Origin of the sequence: Streptomyces buecherae (genome assembly GCF_014295035.1) — a bacterium.
In the GTDB taxonomy this organism is placed as follows: domain Bacteria; phylum Actinomycetota; class Actinomycetes; order Streptomycetales; family Streptomycetaceae; genus Streptomyces; species Streptomyces youssoufiensis.
Map to the genome: position 1 here is coordinate 3,564,262 of NZ_CP060404.1, position 16,109 is coordinate 3,580,370.

Annotated in this window: 11 protein-coding genes and 3 pseudogenes; 6 read left to right on the top strand and 8 right to left on the bottom strand. The window is 72.5% G+C overall.

Features of this window, described 5'->3' with window-relative positions; genetic code table 11:
- Positions 1–503 precede the first annotated feature (503 nt).
- A pseudogene (locus tag H7H31_RS13475) lies at positions 504–842 on the bottom strand (winged helix-turn-helix transcriptional regulator); the annotation flags it as partial.
- A gap of 332 nt (positions 843–1,174) precedes the next feature.
- Here H7H31_RS13475 and H7H31_RS13480 point away from each other — a divergent pair.
- From H7H31_RS13480 to H7H31_RS13490, 3 genes are all read left to right on the top strand, one after another.
- A complete protein-coding gene (locus H7H31_RS13480) occupies positions 1,175–2,047 on the top strand; it encodes an SDR family oxidoreductase (protein ID WP_187063677.1) in 873 nt (290 codons plus the stop codon).
- Positions 2,048–2,360: 313 nt separating this feature from the next.
- Positions 2,361–3,413, top strand: coding sequence for an EamA family transporter RarD (rarD, locus tag H7H31_RS13485; protein WP_232110295.1), 1,053 nt, complete (start codon positions 2,361–2,363; stop codon positions 3,411–3,413).
- Positions 3,414–3,448: 35 nt separating this feature from the next.
- A complete protein-coding gene (locus tag H7H31_RS13490; protein WP_187063679.1) occupies positions 3,449–4,372 on the top strand; it encodes a hypothetical protein in 924 nt (307 codons plus the stop codon).
- A 127-nt stretch (positions 4,373–4,499) separates the two neighbouring features.
- Here H7H31_RS13490 and H7H31_RS13495 read toward each other — a convergent pair whose 3' ends face one another.
- Together H7H31_RS13495 and H7H31_RS13500 are read right to left on the bottom strand one after the other, a co-directional pair.
- Positions 4,500–4,895 (bottom strand): SRPBCC family protein, encoded by a 396-nt coding sequence (locus H7H31_RS13495; protein ID WP_187063687.1) that lies wholly within the window; start codon positions 4,893–4,895, stop codon positions 4,500–4,502.
- 246 nt (positions 4,896–5,141) lie between these two features.
- Positions 5,142–5,831: pseudogene (locus H7H31_RS13500) on the bottom strand (CGNR zinc finger domain-containing protein); the annotation flags it as partial.
- 69 nt (positions 5,832–5,900) lie between these two features.
- Between H7H31_RS13500 and H7H31_RS13505 the strand changes: the two are divergent.
- The 3 genes and pseudogenes from H7H31_RS13505 to H7H31_RS13515 form a co-directional block, all read left to right on the top strand.
- Positions 5,901–6,359: a VOC family protein gene (locus tag H7H31_RS13505; RefSeq protein WP_187063680.1), complete on the top strand. Its 459-nt coding sequence runs from the start codon at positions 5,901–5,903 to the stop codon at positions 6,357–6,359.
- Between the two features lie 184 nt (positions 6,360–6,543).
- Positions 6,544–7,041, top strand: coding sequence for a hypothetical protein (locus tag H7H31_RS13510; protein ID WP_187063681.1), 498 nt, complete (start codon positions 6,544–6,546; stop codon positions 7,039–7,041).
- A gap of 538 nt (positions 7,042–7,579) precedes the next feature.
- A pseudogene (locus H7H31_RS13515) lies at positions 7,580–8,611 on the top strand (M28 family metallopeptidase); the annotation flags it as partial.
- A gap of 147 nt (positions 8,612–8,758) precedes the next feature.
- Here H7H31_RS13515 and H7H31_RS13520 read toward each other — a convergent pair.
- The 5 genes from H7H31_RS13520 to H7H31_RS13540 form a co-directional block, all read right to left on the bottom strand.
- Positions 8,759–9,364, bottom strand: coding sequence for a histidine phosphatase family protein (locus H7H31_RS13520; RefSeq protein WP_187063683.1), 606 nt, complete (start codon positions 9,362–9,364; stop codon positions 8,759–8,761).
- Between the two features lie 647 nt (positions 9,365–10,011).
- Positions 10,012–11,037 (bottom strand): ABC transporter permease, encoded by a 1,026-nt coding sequence (locus H7H31_RS13525; protein WP_187063688.1) that lies wholly within the window; start codon positions 11,035–11,037, stop codon positions 10,012–10,014.
- 277 nt (positions 11,038–11,314) lie between these two features.
- Positions 11,315–12,310, bottom strand: a complete 996-nt coding sequence (locus H7H31_RS13530; protein ID WP_187063684.1) for an ABC transporter ATP-binding protein — start codon at positions 12,308–12,310, stop codon at positions 11,315–11,317.
- Between the two features lie 997 nt (positions 12,311–13,307).
- A complete protein-coding gene (locus H7H31_RS13535) occupies positions 13,308–14,552 on the bottom strand; it encodes a LolA family protein (RefSeq protein WP_187063685.1) in 1,245 nt (414 codons plus the stop codon).
- Positions 14,553–14,898: 346 nt separating this feature from the next.
- Complete coding sequence (locus tag H7H31_RS13540) at positions 14,899–15,909, bottom strand: polyprenyl synthetase family protein (RefSeq protein ID WP_187059590.1); 1,011 nt, start codon at positions 15,907–15,909, stop codon at positions 14,899–14,901.
- Between the last annotated feature and the right edge of the window lie 200 nt (positions 15,910–16,109).

Genomic DNA, 16,109 nt, shown 5'->3' on the forward strand with positions numbered 1-16,109 from the left:
CGGCGCGCTTGCCCGCGCATCGGCGCGCCGGCCTACCGGCTGGCCACCGGCCCACCGTGGCCGCTCGGGCAGCGCCCCACCCGGGCGCCCCAGCGCCGGCCTCCGGCCGCTGGCGCGCGCCGGCGCGGATGACACGGCCCGGACCCGAACTCCATCGGGTCCGGGCCGTCGCGCGCCGGGGCCCGTCCTCGCGGCCTGGCCACCCCCGACCTGGCCCCCCGCGTCCGGGCACCCGCGCGCCCTGGCACCGTTCCCTGATCGCGCCCGTACGCCAAGCCCGCTCCAGCCCGCGCCCCTCTCCGGGCGCCCCGACCTGTGGTTTCGGCCTCCCCGACCTCGTGGCCGCGCTACCTGGCGGCCCCGCCCGACGGTGCGCCGTGCGCCGCCTCCGCACGTCGCGGACCGCTCCGTCGCGTACCGGGGTTCGGCGCCCCGCCCGGTTCGGCGGTTGCTCGCCTCACCCCCGTGTGGCGCCCGCTGCCCTGCTCCGCGCCGGCCCGCGTGCTGTCGCTCCGCCGCGCGTCGTACTGCTCCCGCGCCGCCTGCACCTCCGGGACCCGGCGCTCGGACCAGCGAGCCAGCGCCCACACCTGCTGCGCGGCCTCCTCCCCCAGCGGGGTCAGCGAGTACTCCACCCGCGGGGGGATCACCGGGTACGCCTCGCGGTGCACGAAGCCGTCGCGCTCCAACGTCTGGAGGGTCTGGGCGAGCATCTTCTCGCTGACGCCACCGACGCGTCGGCGCAGCTCGCTGAACCGGTGCGTCCGCTCCCACAGCGCCGCCAGCGCCAACACTCCCCACCGGCTGGTGACGTGCTCAAGGACGAGCCGGGAGGGGCACATCGGCGCGTTCACATCCGGCTCCTTCAACACACCGAGGGCGCGGAGCCGGTCGCCTTCGGCGGCCTCGGCACCGCCGCTCCCGGCGTCAGCGACGCGCCCGGCACCGCCCCCGACGGCGTGGTCGGCGCCGCCCTCCTCGGCCGCGCCGTGCGCGTCGGCACCGTGTTCCGTACCGTGGCGGTCGACCCCCGCGGCTTCGGCGGCTTCCTCGCGCTCTCCCATGTCAGAGCCCCTTCCCTTGACACTAGTACCGTACTTCAAAGTGGGTACTTACGAATAATTAGCTACTTGCCTACGGTGGCCCCATCACGTCCGATCAAGGAGAGACCGAGATGATCGTCGTCACCGGAGCCACCGGCCACCTGGGCCGCCTCGTTATCGAAGAACTGCTGGCCAAGGTGGCCACGGGTGAGCTGCCCGCCGGCCAGATCGCGGCCGTCGTGCGCGACCGCGCCAAGGCCGCCGACCTCGCGGCGCGCGGCGTCGAGCTGCGCATCGCCGACTACAGCGATCCGCGGTCCCTGACCAGGGCCTTCCGCGCCGGCGAGCGGGTGCTGTTGATCTCGGGCAGCGAGGTGGGGCAGCGCGTGCCACAGCACCAGGCGGTGATCGACGCGGCGAAGGAGGCCGGCGTCGCGCTGCTCGCCTACACCGGCATCCTGGGCGGCCCGAACGCCGACTTCGAGCTGGCCGCCGAGCACAAGGTCACCGAGCAGGCGATCCTCGATGCCGGACTGCCCCACGTCTTCCTGCGCAACGGCTGGTACAACGAGAACTACACCGAGCGCCTGGCGTCGGTCCTCGACCACGGCACCGTGGTGAGCAGCGCGGGCAACGGGCGGGTGGCGTCGGCCGCGCGCGCCGACTACGCGGCGGCGGCCGTCACCGTACTGACCGAGGACGGTCACGCGGGCGCCGCCTACGAGCTGAGCGGCGACGTGGCCTGGAGCTTCGACGAGTACGCGGCCGAGGTCGCGACCCAGTCCGGCAAGGCGATCACGCACTCGGTCGTCACGGCCGCCCAGCATCAGGAGATCCTGACCGGCGCTGGACTGCCCGAGCCGTTCGCCGCGCTGCTGACCGATGTCGACGCGGCGATCGCGCGCGGACTGCTGGCGGGCACGAGCGGCGACCTGTCCCGGCTCATCGGCCGCCCGACGACGCCGATCGGCCAGTCCATCGCGGCAGCGCTGGCGTTGCGCTGATCACGTCGCCACCCCGTCGCTCGACAACACCACCGGCCGCTGCCTGCCCCGCAAACCCGCAGGCGCCCCGCGCCCCCGTCCTTTCCGCAGCTCAGCGAGGTGCGGGGCGCGCGGCCCGGGCTGGGACGACGGGCCGGCGCTCGTCAGGCCGGTCCGCATGTCATGACCGTATGGCGATACGGGGCTGACAGACCGACCTTGGCAGCGCTACGTTCTGACCGTCGGCACCCACAGCGGGCAGATCGGGGAGGAAGCGTTGACGTCGGCCAACGAGACGCGCACCGGCCTTGCGTACGGCTTCGCCGCGTATGGCATGTGGGGTCTCTTCCCCCTGTACTGGCCGCTGCTGGAGCCGACCGGCGCGGTCGAGATCCTGGCCCACCGCATGGTGTGGTCGCTGGCTGCCGTGATCATCATCCTGCTGGTGCTGCGGCGCTGGTCGTGGATACGGCCGCTGCTGCGACAGCCCAAGCGACTGGGCTTGATCGCCCTCGCCGCCACCGTGATCTCCGTCAACTGGGGCATCTACATCTGGGGCGTCAACTCGGGCCACGTGGTCGAGGCGGCCCTGGGGTACTTCATCAATCCGCTGGTCAGCATCGCGTTCGGGGTGCTGCTGCTGCACGAGCGGCTGCGCCCGGCGCAGTGGACGGCGGTCGGCGTCGGCGTGGTCGCGGTGGGCGTACTGACGGTGGGCTACGGCAAGCTGCCCTGGATCGCACTCACCCTCGCGTTCTCGTTCGGCACCTACGGGCTGGTCAAGAAGCACATCGGGCTTGACGGCCTGGAGTCGCTCGCGGCCGAGACCGGCATGCAGTTCCTGCCGGCGCTCGGCTTCCTGATCTTCCTGGGGGCGCGCGGTGACAGCACCTTCGCCACCGATGGCGTCGGGCACGCGCTGCTGCTCGTCGGCTGCGGCTTCATCACCGCGGCGCCGCTGATCTGCTTCGGCGGCGCCGCCGTACGGCTGCCCCTTTCGGCGATCGGGATGTTGCAGTACATCGCGCCCACCTTCCAGTTCGTGCTGGGGCTCGTGGTCTTCCACGAGGAGATGCCCATCGAGCGGTGGGCCGGCTTCTCCTTGGTCTGGCTCGCCCTGGCCTTGCTGACCTGGGACGCCCTGCGGACCGCCCACCGGTCGCGGAGCGAACTGCGCGCGGCCGCGGCCCGCGCCGGCGAGGTCGCGGCCGTGCGCGCCGGCGAGGCGGTGGCCGTGGCACAGGCCGGCGCGGAGCCGGGCGCGGGCGTTCCCACCCGGGCCGTTGCCGCGGCGGCGGCCGAGCTCGCCGAGACGGGACGGGCCCCGGTGACGGGCGTCGTCGACGCCGGCGGCGACCTCCCGACACCTGACGAACTGCCCCGCTGACGCGCCGTTGACCTCGGCGCCCCAGGCCCCGGACGATGGGTGAACCGACGACCGGGGGCGGGGACATGGGCACCGCGCAACGCACGGACGCTCCACCCGACGCGGTGGCCGCCCTCGCCACGGCCCACGGCCTGGGGGCCCACCGGAGCACCGAGTTACGCGGCGACGCCGACGGCGGATGCCTGGGGTGTCTGGCTCTCGTCGTCCTCGTGCCTCCCGGCGCCGGCCTGCTTCTCGGCCCCTACGGACCGCGCGGCGCCACCATCGGAGCAGCCCTGCTGTCACTTGGCCTCCTCGTGCTCGTCCTGGGCCTGCGACATGCTCGCGCCGAGCCTCACGGGCAGCGGGTCTACTGCTTCGAGGGCGGCATCGTCACCCTGAGCGGTCGTGGGCAGCCGATCCCCCACGCGTGGCTCGACCTGGAGGCGGCCGAGTGGACGGAGACCGCGACCGTGGGCCAGGGGCAGCAACAGAGCCGCTACGACGTGCTGGAACTGCGCGACCTGGATGGCACGCCCCTGGCCCGCTTCGCGCAGCGCGACGCCGCGCGCGGCGCGGACCTCATCGCCGCGGACGAGGCGACGCGCGCCTTGCGACTCCTCGGGCGGGGCGAGTCCGTACGCTACGGCCGCTTCACCCTCACCAGCACGGGCCTCACGATCGCCGGGGCACCCCTGCCGCCCGGCCGGAGCACCCCCGGCCAGGACACCTCCGACCAGGGAGCGACTCCGATCGCCGGAGAGCGCCCAGCCGTCATCAGCGCGTCCGTGGCCTGGGACGAGATCCGCGCCGTGCACGTGAACGACACCTCGATCGAACTCGCCCTCCGGTACGCACACGACGACAATCAGGGGGCGGGCCAGCGCCCCAGCATCGTCCTGCCACGCGCGGAGGAGCCTCGGGAGCGCGTGGCGTTCGCCCTGGCCCGCCGCCTGCTGCGTGACCCCGGGGCGGCCTGACCGCTGCACCCACCGCGGCTCTCCCGACGACCGGCCCGGCGCGCTGCCGCCAGGCGCCCCGTGTGAGCGCCCCGTCCGAAGGGATCTCCGACGCTCGGGCAGCCCCGCGGGCCCCGCAGGGGCTCGGCTATCCCAGGGCATCGGCCACATGGGCCATCACCTGTTTCCAGTGCTCGCGGCGGTGGGCCCGTTCACTGGCGTCGGACAGCCGCTCCTGGTGGAACCGGAGCACCGCCTTCCCCTCCGCGCGGGCGCGCGAGACCGCCACCTGGATCGTGGTGTCCCTGGTGCTGCCGGGGGCGCGGTGCGTGAGGCGAATGCGGTCGCCCGGCCGGTACCCACGAACTTCGCCGGAGATGCCGTCGGCGGTCTCGTACGGCGCTCCCTTCTCCTGGTGCAGTTCGGCGCCCGGTCCCAGCCAGATGGCGATGCCCTCGTCGCCGCTGATGAAGTCCCACACCACGGAGGGCGGGTGGGGCAGGGTCTTCGAGACCCCGATCTCCCAACCAGCGTCCCGCGTCAGGCCGCGGGGCTGCTGGCTGTCAGCGGGAGGCTGCTCGGCGTTGGCGTCGGTGCTGGCGTTGGCGCCGGCGGGCCGCGACGCCGCAAGGGGCGTGGGGGTCGCTGCCTGCTGGCGGTGAGCCCGGGGGGTGAGCCGCGGCTCGGGCGGGGTCTCGTGAGCGGAACGGTCCTGGGCTCGCGGCTCATCAGGGTGAGCTGCGAATTCCGGCTCGGCGGGGCGGTCGTCGGCCGCGGCCTGCCGGGCACGCAGGGCCTTGACCTTGTGCACGTTTCCGCATCGCTGCATGGAACACCAACGACGGCGGCCGGGCCGCGAGGTGTCCACGAACAGGAGGTAGCAGTTGTCCGTCGCGCACTGTCGTATCCGGTGCGCGTACGGGCCGGAGAACAGCTCGATCGCGTCGCGTGCGACCGTCGAGAGGAGTTGCCCACCCGTCGCCGGACGCGCCCACCGCCGGTCCGAGGCGCCCAACAGCCGCGGCACCAGCGGCGGGGCGAGCGCCAGCTCGTTGACCACATCGAGGTCGGCGACCTCCAACGGCTGCCCGTGGGCCTGACGGGTCGCCATCCGAAGCAGCGCGTCCCGCAGCCGCTTGGCCTCCACCACCTCATCGGGCGTCACATCGATCTCGGGCACGGGCGTGAGCCTCGAACGCGCAGCCCACACGGCGAGGTCCGCGGGATGGCGCAACACCTCATAGCGCGCCCACTCACCCGGCCCCCCGGTGGGCACGAGCTCCAGGCACAGCGCCCCCGGGTCGAACCGGTAGGGCACCCCTTGTGGTGAGTGGAGGACCAATCCCCTTGCCATCTCGCTCATGTAACCACTATAACTGGTTTCACGGCGGATGGAAGAGGAAAGACACTCGGCAACAGCCAGAGGCGGAACGGGAGTTGGTCGGCCACCGTGGTCGAACGGCCCCGACCACCCGTCCATCAGCAGAAGCCCGAGATCCACGGGACCCGCAGATCCGGCAGGGACTAACAACGGGGAGACGAGCAGGACATGCAGCAGACACCACTGGCCTGGAAGGTCGTCGTCGACGCCGAGGACCCGCACCGCCAGGCGACATTCTGGGCAGCGGCGCTGCGCTATCGGACCGAGGACAACGGGGCCCTGATCGAACGCCTGCTGGCGGCCGGCGCGGTCGGCGAGCAGGAGACCGTGGAGTTCCAGGGCCGCCGCGCGTGGCGCGACCTCGTGGCCGTTCGGCACCCCGACGACCCGTTCGACCCGGGCAGCGACACGGGCCTGGGTCGCCGCATCCTCTTCCAGCGCGTCCCCGAGCCAAAGGCCACGAAGAACCGACTCCACCTCGATCTACACAGCGCACCGGGCGAGCGAGATGAGGAGATAGCGCGGCTGGAGGAACTGGGCGCGACCTCGCTCCACCGAGTGAGCCTCGGAGGCATTGAGTGGCAGGTCATGACGGACCCTGAGGGCAACGAATACTGTCTGCACTGACCACCCGCCACCCAGCGCCCGCCACACGCCCGCCCCTTCTGAGGGTTACTCAGGCGCCCCAGGGCACCTCGGGAGCGCCGCGCCCGAAGCCTCGGAAAACAACCTCTGGGCTCGCTCAAATCAGGGTTTGAACCACCCTTGAGCGGAATGATCGTCACGACGACATTCGAGCGGGGGTGGGCCGATGAAGAGCATCATCACAGCACGAATGAAGACCGCCGCACTGGCTGGCACGACCACCGCGCTGCTCCTCGCAGGGGCAGCCAACGTGAGCTCGGACGGGGCGGCGGACGACACCGACAACGGCAGGCAACGTGAGCTCGCGCTGGCGGACGAGGCCGCCGCGAATCTCTCCGATACCAGCTCAGAGGGGGTGCGCATCCTGCAAGGCAAGGGGCGAGCGTCGAAGCGCGTCGCCGCCAGCACGACGAAGACACTCGCGACGGGCCAACGTCTGATCGTGGAGGCCGTGTGCCTGGGCGCGGGCAGCGTCACGATCACCGCATCGGCGGGCGGCTCGTCAAGGCCCCGGCAGGTGCGCTGCACGGAAAGCGGAACCGGCAGGGCCAAGGCATCACGCTTCACGCTCATCACACAGAAAACCGGCCCGGTACGAGTGGCGGTACAGCCGTCCGGGAAAACCAGAGGCGGCCTCGCGTTCCGCGTTCGCACCCAGACCTGACTCCGTCGCCCGCCTCGTACGCCGCAGGACCACCACATCACCGAGCGGGCCGCACCACGGGCAGGCCGTAGCGACACCGCGCACGGCAGGGGCGGCAGCCCCACCCCATGCTTCTCCGGAGAATCCTGCACGCCGCGCACCCCGTGGGGGCCGACCCCTCCCGACGGGACGGGGCTCCCTTCCCGGCAGGGCCGGGTTCGCCCTCTGTCGAAGTCGGGCCGCCCTGGTTGGCCGCAAGACGGGTGCACCGCACGAGAGTTGAACCCGGGTGACGGCGGGAGAGGCGGCCCCTCGGAGGGGGCACTCGCCGGTGGGGGCACGGCCCGGGAGGGAACGTGGATCGACGCGGATGAGCGATATCCGGGGGGCGGTGTCCGGTTTCCGCCTTGACCTTGGAGGAGCAAGCACCGAACATCATGCACGCGTCAACTGCTCCCCCGCTCAGTGTGGCGCGCTCTCGGCCTCATCATGCGAGCGCCGCCCAGTGAACTGTTCGTTCCGTCCTATCCGTTCGGATTTCGGAAACCTGGAGCCTCGTATGTCATCGCACCCCACGCGACGTACCGTCTCTTCGCCCCGGAGGGCCTGGCTTCGCCGAGCCGGCACGGCGACCGCCGCCGCCGGAGCCATCGCCGGGCTGGTCGTCGCCTCGCCCACGGCCACGGCTTCGCCGTCGGCACCCGCGCCCGCCGAGGCCAGAACGGTGAGCCTGTCCACCTCGTCCGCACTCGCGGCGCCCGACATCTCGCTCACCAACGTCAAGGGACACCTGAACCAGCTCCAGTCGATCGCCTCCAGGAACGGTGGGAACCGTGCCCACGGGCGCCCCGGCTACCGGGCCTCGATCGACTACATCAAGGCCAAGCTGGACGCGGCCGGCTACACCACGTCCATCCAGCAGTTCACCGCCAGCGGCGCCACCGGGTACAACCTGATCGCCGACTGGCCCGGCGGCGACCCGCAGAACGTCGTGATGGCCGGTGCCCACCTGGACTCCGTGTCCGCCGGGCCGGGCATCAACGACAACGGTTCGGGCTCCGCCGCCATCCTGGAGACGGCACTCGCCGTGTCCCGCGAGGGGCTCAAGCCGACCCAGCATCTCCGCTTCGCCTGGTGGGGCGCCGAAGAGCTGGGCATCCTCGGTTCGCGGCACTACGTGAACACGCTGCCCAGCACGGAGCGATCGAAGATCGATGCCTACCTCAACTTCGACATGGTCGGCTCCCCCAACCCGGGCTACTTCGTGTACGACGATGACCGGCGGCTGGAAGCGGTGTTCAAGGACTGGTTCGCGGCCAAGGGCGTGTCCACCGAGATCGAGACGGAGGGCGACGGCCGGTCCGATCACGCCTCGTTCCAGCGCGTCGGCATACCCGTCGGCGGCCTGTTCACCGGCGCGGGGCGCACCAAGACCGCGGCGCAGGCCCAGAAGTGGGGCGGCACGGCGGGCCAGGCGTTCGACCGCTGCTACCACCGGTCATGCGACACGACCGCCAACATCAACGACACCGCGCTCGACCGGAACAGTGACGCCATAGCCCACGCGATATGGACGCTCGGAGCGCCGAGCTAGCACCGCCGCACCCACCACCCCGGCCTCGGACCCACTGTTCCGGGCCCGCTGTCCCGGACCTGGCCCCAGCAGGGAGCCAACCTGCTGGGGCCAGGCCCGGGTGATGGCTGGGCAACGAGCCGATGGACGGTTCCGGAGGTCTCGTCAGGGCTGCGGCCGGGGCGGGCCGCCGGGTTGGTGGGCGGTGGGGCCCGAACCGGTGGTGGGCCAGTCCGCGGGGAGGGTGTAGTGCCAGCCCTCGCGCCATCCGAAGGGGGCGTCGACCAGGTCCTCGATCGCGGCTCCGGTCAGCAGACAGTCGAGCGCCCACCTGTTGGCCGAGTGGGCGATCAGGAGCACGTGCTGGCCGTTCCATCCGGCGGCCAGGTCGTGCAGGAAGTCGCTGGTGGCCTGGATGACCTGACGGTAGCTCTGGCCGCCGGGGTACGGGTCGTCGATGTGCCGCGCGCGCTCGCCCGCCAGGACGGCGACCGGGCAGCCGTTGAGCTGACCGTAGTCACACTCGCGCAGGCGTGGGTCCTGGTGGAGGGGGATCGCGGTGTCGGCGAAGGCGATCCGTGCCGTCTCGACGGCACGGTGCAGATCGGAGGTGAACACGGCGGCCAGACCGGTGTCCCGGCGCCGGGCGCCGAGTTCGGCGGCGAGAAGTCGGCCCCGTTCGGAGAGCTTGCCCGGCAGCCAGCCGGTCGCGATGCCGTTCTCGTTGTCCTCGGTCAGCGAATGGGTCTCGTAGACGATGTCGACTGCCATGCCCGCTCCATGAGGTGTCGTGCGGCCGAGGCCGTGCGGCGGTGGGACGACCATGCCCAGCGGTTGCCCCGCTGTCGATGGGGATCACCTGACCGTGAGCCGTGCGCGGGTCGGCGGTGAGCATGCGGCTCGGCCAGCGAGCAGCAGGCTGCGGCCGGATCGGGCTGAGCTGGCCAAGCACGGCCGGACGGGTTGCCGCAGTCCGCGTCTCCCACCCCCGAAAGAGGTGTACCGGCGAACTCGACCCCGAGCTGTCACCGAGCCTCCTGGCGCTGGACCGGGTCATCGCCTCCACTCAACCGCACCCGCCCCGGCACGGGCGACCCGAATCCGGCAAACCTGCACGGCCACGGCACGAACGGAGGCGCCAAGAGCTGGCGCGCGGACCGAGCCGAGGAGGAGGCCGGCCCGCCGGCGCCCCTCCGGCACCGAACCCCGGCCGTCAGGATCTCCGGGGGCCGGCACCCGAACGGCCGGCCCGCCGCCCCGCCGACCCTCGGCTCAGGCTCTCGGACGCAGGGGTTCCGCCTCCGGGGCCGAGCCCCGAACCCAGGGCACGGAGACCAGAGCCTCGGACACGGGGCCCAGCCCCCCGGGCGCGGGGCCAAGGTCCCGGGCGCGGAAGAGCAGGACGGCGGGCGCGGGGGTCAGGCCGTGACGTCCCGTGCGGTGAAGCGGGCCCAGGCGGCGGAGCCGAAGACGGCCAGGTAGAGGCCCTGGAGGCCGAGGTTCTTGATGATCTCGTCCCAGTAGATCGGGTCGCGGAGGAGGTCGGCGAAGCTCAGCCAGTAGTGCGAGAAGAGGTAGGGGTGGATCACGTGCAACTGCGGGATGGTGTCCAGGATCTGCACCGTGATGAGCAGCCCGACCGTGGCCGCCATCGCCGCGATGCCGCTGTTGGTCAGCGTCGAGATGAACAGGCCGACGGCGGCCATACCGACCAGCGACAGCGCGACCACTCCGCCGACCGCCGCGGCCCGCACGATCGCTTCGGCGAAGGTGATGCGTGTCCCGGAGATCAGCGTGACGTCCCCGAGGGGGAAGAGGACCGCTCCCACGCCCAGTGCGACCAGCGCCACCGTCAACGTGGCGACCAGGCAGAAGGCCAGCGTGGTCGCGTACTTGGCCAGCAGGAGGCGGGTACGTCCGGCGGGGGCCACGAGGAGGTAGCGCAGCGTCCCCGCGCTCGCCTCGCCGGCGATGGAGTCGCCGGCGATCACGCCGATGGCCATCGGGAGGAAGACGGGAAGCGTCGCGGCGAGGGAGGCGAAGACCAGGAAGATGCCGTTGTTGGTGACCTGGGTGAGGAAGGCCGGGCCCTCACCGTTGCTGCCGCCGCCGTCCCCGACGGTGCCGCCGTCGCTGGTCTCGATCTTCACGGCGATGCCAACCAGGATCGGCACAGCGGCCAGTACGGCGAGCAGGGCCAGCGTGCGCCACCGGCGGAAGGTGATGCCCAGTTCACTGCGGAACAGGGCCAGTGACCACAGCGCGCTCGGGTGGCGTGGCAGGGCCGCGGCGCCGCCGCCCCGGGGTACGACGGCGAGCCCGTCCTCCTCCCGGTCGCCGCGCCGGGTCACGCGCGGCGACGGTTCCGCCTGCCGCCGGTCGGCCTCCCGAGCCGGTTGAGCTGCCGCGACCCGTGCGGCCTCCCGGGGGCGCTCGGTCGCCATACCCTTCGCCGGCCGCTCGGCCCCGGCCGTGCCCCCGACCTCGGACGCGCCCTCGATCTCGGACGCGCCCCCGACCTCGCCGGCCCCGACGGAGCCCACGGCGTCGGTGGCTTGCCCGGCTCCACCGGCATCGGCGGGCCTGGCAGGGCCCGTAACCCGCTCGCCGGCTCCGGGCCCTCCGGACCGCTCGGCCGTCCCGGCCTCCGCAGCGCGCTCCGGCCCCTCGGCCTGCTCGGCCCCCTCGGTCTGCTGAGCCCGCTCAGCCTTGCCCGCCCGCTCAGCCCGCGACATCGAAACCCTCCCCGGTCAGTGCGACGAACGCGTCCTCAAGCGAGGCCCGTTCCGTGCCGAAGCCTCGTACCCGTACGTCGGCCCGGACGAGGGCGGCGTTCAGGTCGGCGAGGTCGGTGGGCGTGCCGTCCGCGAGTTGGGTGGCCGGCGGCTCGCCGGTGATCCGGTCTCCCGTGACCGCGAGATCCGTCACGCCGTGCTCCTTGAGGATGCGGACCGCTTCCGCCGTGTCGGGTGTGGTGACGGTGAGTCGGCCACGCGTTCCGGCCGCGAGTTCGGCGACCGTGCCCTGCGTGATCAGGCGGCCCTGCGCCATCACGGCCGCGTGCGAACACACCTGCTCGATCTCGTCGAGGAGGTGGGAGGAGAGGAAGACGGTGATGCCGTCGTCGGCCAGTTCGCGTACCAGGGTGCGGATCTCGCGCATGCCCTGCGGGTCGAGTCCGTTGGTCGGCTCGTCCAGGATGAGCAGTTCGCGCGGCTGGAGCAGCGCGGCGGCCAGGCCGAGGCGCTGCTTCATGCCGAGCGAGTACGCGCGGGCCTTCTTGCCCGACGCCGCCGTGAGACCCACCCGGTCCAGGGCCGCGCCGACCCGGGCGGTGCGGGTGCGCGGGTCGGCGGTCGGGTCGGCGGCGTCGTAGCGCACGAGGTTGTCGCGGCCGGAGAGGAACCCGTACAGCGCGGGGCCCTCGATCAGCGCGCCGACCTTGGGCAACGCCTGACGGGCGGCGCGCGGCATGGGTGAGCCGAGCAGTCGGGCGCCGCCCGACGTCGGCTCGATCAGGCCCATCAGCATCCGGATGGTGGTCGTCTTCCCCGAGCCGTTGGGCCCGAGGAAGCCGAAGACGCTGCCGCGCGGTACGAGCAGGTCGAGCCCGTCCACGGCGAGCTGCCCACCCCGGTACCGCTTCGTGAGCCCGCGCGTCTCCACCGCGGGCGTCGATCCGGCGGACGGCTCGTCCACAGGCTCCCCCTTCGTCATCCGGTTCTCACTCGGTCGTTCTCTCGGCCCACGGCCTTGTCCGCGCCGCCCACGCTCCCGGCACCCCGGGCCGGCCACGCCTCGGACCCGTCGCGCTTCGGACCGGTCGCGCCTCGGACCGGTCGCGCCTGGGCCGCATCACCGCGAGCCACACCCGGCACAGGTGCGCTCACGCGACACAGACCGACCCGAAGGCGACCCGAGGCCAACCCACGTTGGCCTCGACCCACATCCGGACGGCACGAAACCGATCCAACACGAAACCAGTCCGTACGGAAACGAACCAGCACCGGCCGGCGCTCCCACCCGCACCAACCCCGCGGCGCGCGTGCGCCGACCCTGCGGCACCGTTCCCGTGGCGTACGCGGCCACCACCACGCATGCCCGCCATACGTCGGCTCACCCTGCCCGCCCGACGCACACCACCGAGCATGCACCGCGAGCCCGCCCCGTACCGCACGACGACACACGCGTCACGCCACAACACGCCGCTGCCGCGTGCCCGCCCCGCAGCGCACCGCACCCGCGCATCACGGGCCACACACCGCGCCCCGTACACAGCGCACACCACACGCCTCACGCCGCACGCCACGCGCGACACACCGTCCAGCACCCGTCACACGCGGCGCAGGGCAATCGGCCCACCGCATGCCGACGCAGGCAGCTTCCCCGCCTCGACCCGCTCGCCCCGGCCCGTCCCGGCTCCGCCCTGGGCCAGGACCCCAATCGGCCGCCCCCGAACCAGCCGCTCCCGAACCAGCCGCTCTCGCACCAGCCGGCGCGGGGCCCGGGGGCGCTCAGGGGCTGGGGCGCGGGCAACAGGGCGCTGGTGTGGCAAGGCCGTCCGGTGGTGCGTGCCCCTGGGGGCGTACGCACCACCGGACGGCCGGGCGCCGATCACCGTGCGGCCGGGCTCGGCCGCCGACGACCGCCGTGGGCCTGCCCGGCGGAGCCGGGGGGCCGGGCGGTCGCGGCGACCGGTTGGCCGCGTCGGCGGCTACTTGCCCGCGTTGGCGGCGTCGATCAGCGTGTCCTTGCCGACCGCACCGACGTACACGGTGCCGTCGTCCGTCAGCAGGGCGTTGACCAGGCGGGTGCTGAACACCGTGCCCGAGCCGAAGTCGCCCTTGACCTTGTCGCCGAGCTTGTCGAGGAACTGCGAGGCCGCCGCGGACTCGGCGCCCTCACCGTGCTGCTCGGTGGGCAGGCCGCCGGGCAGCTTGAGCTTGGCGACCGTGCCCCAACCCTCACCGATCACGTTCAGGCCGGACAGGTCGTCTGCGCCCAGTTCCTCACGCTGGCCGAGCTTGTCGGCCTTGCGGTCGAGGTCCTTCTGCTCGGTGACCTTGGCGCCCTTGGGGGGCGTGAACTCAAAGGTGCTGGCCTTCGGCTTGCCGAAGCTGACCTTGGTGAACCCCACGTCGACGACGGCCTTGCCGCCGCTCTTCGGGGCGAGCGTGAACTTGAGCGGGACACCGTTGTCCGCGTCCACGGCGATCCGGATGGAGCCGACCGTGGTGTCGCCCTTCGGGGTCAGCTTGAGCTGGTACGCGTCGCGACCGGCGATCTTCGCCGTGCCGTCCACCGTGACGGACGTGGTCTTGTCCGCCCCGGCCAGGACCTGCTTGGCCAGCTCCTGCGGAGTGGCGTCGGTCAGGTCCTTCGGCAGCCGCTCCTCGTGCTTGCCCTTGCCGTGGGAACGCTCCTGCTGGGGAGCGGTGGCGTGGTAGACCGAGTTGCTGCCGCTGTCGTACGCCCAGACCTGGTCACCGTTGCGGATCAGGCTGTACTCGGCGGCGTCCTCGATGATCGAGACGCGCTGCTTCTCCGGGCCGTCCGCCGCGATACGCAGGGTGTGCGAGCCCGCCGCCAGCTCGGTGAGCTTGGAAAGCGGCGCCGCGGACGCCTCGTCGCCGTCCTCGCCACCGTGCTGGCCGCCGCCCATTCCACCCAGCGACGAGCCGGCCGAGAGGCCGGGAATGCCCAGGTCAGTGCTGATCTTCACCGAGCCGGAAAGCTGCTGCGTGTCCGACGCGGCGATCTTGGCTATCAGTTCCTCTGCCGTGACCTTCGGCAGGTCGGGGTCGCCGCCGGAGTTGGCAAGCGCCGGGACCAGCCCGATCGTCGCCGCCGCCACCCCCGCCACCGCGACCGGGACGGCGTACCGCGCGGCTTTGTGCCGTCGCGCGGGACGCTCCTCGTCCCACTCGTCCGTGGCCTCTGTCGATCGGGTACGTGCCATGTGTGCTCTACCTCCGTCGTCGCCCGGCGGTTAATCAACGTCGCACTCGTCCACCCTCGGGCTTCATTGTCACCCGATCCGCCGTGCGGTGGCTTCTCCATCCCATCAAAAGCGCCGCCGCCTGGCGTCCCCCCGCAGGAGCAACTCCCCGTACCCCTGCGGGATGACACGTCTCAGACGAAAGACCAGGGTTCTCGGGGCAAGACCAGGGCCCGCACGGGAACTCGGGCCGCCACCTGGCCCGCCACCCGTCGGCCACGACGGGCACGGGTGGGTACGGGCACGGCGGGGCTTCGGGGCGGGGAAGGCGGCACTGGGGGGAAGGGAACTACGGGGGGGCGGAGGCTCAGCCCGCCCGGTGGACCACCGCGTCGCACAGGCCCTCGAGCGCCGAGCGCGCCGCGCCCGTCGGGAGCGGGGCGAGCATGGCGCGCGCCTCCGCCGCGTACCGCAGCGTGTCGCGTCGTGCCTGCTCAAGGGCGGGATGGGCGCGCAGCCTGTGCAGCACCTCGGCGTGCCGGGCGTCGTCCGTCAGGTCGCCATCAAGCAGCGCGCACAGCTCGCGGTCGGCCGCCGACCCACTCGCCTGGGCCTGGGCTCGCAGGTGGAGCACCGGCAGGGTGGCGATGCCCTCGCGCAGGTCCGTACCGGGGGTCTTGCCCGACTCGTGCGAGTCGCTCGCGATGTCCAGTACGTCGTCGGCGAGCTGGAAGGCGATGCCGAGGCGCTCCCCGTACTGGGTCAGCACGCTGATGACGCTCTCGTCCGCGCCCGCCATCATCGCGCCGAGCCGGCCCGAGACGGCGACCAGCGAGCCGGTCTTCCCGGCGAGGACATCGAGGTAGTGCTCGACCGGGTCGCGGCCGTCGCGCGGCCCCGCGGTCTCCAGGATCTGGCCGGTGACCAGGCGTTCGAACGCCTCGGCCTGGATGCGGACCGCTTCCGGTCCGAGGTCGGCCAGTATGTGCGAGGCGCGGGCGAAGAGGAAGTCGCCGGTCAGGACGGCCAGGGAGTTGCCCCAACGGTTGTTGGCACTGGGGACGCCGCGCCGCACGTCGGCCTCGTCCATCACGTCGTCGTGGTACAGCGTCGCCAGGTGGGTCAGCTCGACGACCACGGCCGACGGCACGATACCCGGCGCGTGCGGGTCCCCGAACTGCGCGGCCAGCAGAACCAGGAGCGGCCTGAAACGCTTGCCGCCGGCGCGTACCAGATGCTGGGCCGCCTCGGTGATGAACGGGACGTCGCTCTTGGTGGCCTCCAGCAGGCCCTCCTCGACGGCCGCCAACCCGGCAAGGGCGTCGGCTTCCAGAGTCTGGTCCCGCACGGTCAGCCCAAGGGGCCCGACGACGGTCACGAGAGGTACTCCTGTCTGCCTACGATCGCGTGGAATGTCGATGTGTCGCTGTCTCCACCACAAGGAAGCGTATCCGGTCGGGTATCGATCACCGTGAGCGCCTTCCCGGCCGCCGCTCCCCCCGAAGCGCTCGCCTCTTCGGGGTCGCCGCCGCCGTCGGTCACCGCGCGTGCACGCGTCTGCCCTGGTCGGCGTGCGGA

Bases quoted from the DNA above. Each gene is read 5' to 3' on its own strand.
- H7H31_RS13480 (WP_187063677.1), top strand. From the start codon at position 1,175: ATGATCGTCGTCACCGGAGCCACCGGCCACCTGGGCCGCCTCGTTATC.
- rarD (WP_232110295.1), top strand. From the start codon at position 2,361: ATGTGGGGTCTCTTCCCCCTGTACTGGCCGCTGCTGGAGCCGACCGGC.
- H7H31_RS13490 (WP_187063679.1), top strand. From the start codon at position 3,449: ATGGGTGAACCGACGACCGGGGGCGGGGACATGGGCACCGCGCAACGC.
- H7H31_RS13505 (WP_187063680.1), top strand. From the start codon at position 5,901: ATGCAGCAGACACCACTGGCCTGGAAGGTCGTCGTCGACGCCGAGGAC.
- H7H31_RS13510 (WP_187063681.1), top strand. From the start codon at position 6,544: ATGAAGAGCATCATCACAGCACGAATGAAGACCGCCGCACTGGCTGGC.
- H7H31_RS13520 (WP_187063683.1), bottom strand. From the start codon at position 9,364: ATGGCAGTCGACATCGTCTACGAGACCCATTCGCTGACCGAGGACAAC.
- H7H31_RS13525 (WP_187063688.1), bottom strand. From the start codon at position 11,037: ATGGCGACCGAGCGCCCCCGGGAGGCCGCACGGGTCGCGGCAGCTCAA.
- H7H31_RS13530 (WP_187063684.1), bottom strand. From the start codon at position 12,310: ATGACGAAGGGGGAGCCTGTGGACGAGCCGTCCGCCGGATCGACGCCC.
- H7H31_RS13535 (WP_187063685.1), bottom strand. From the start codon at position 14,552: ATGGCACGTACCCGATCGACAGAGGCCACGGACGAGTGGGACGAGGAG.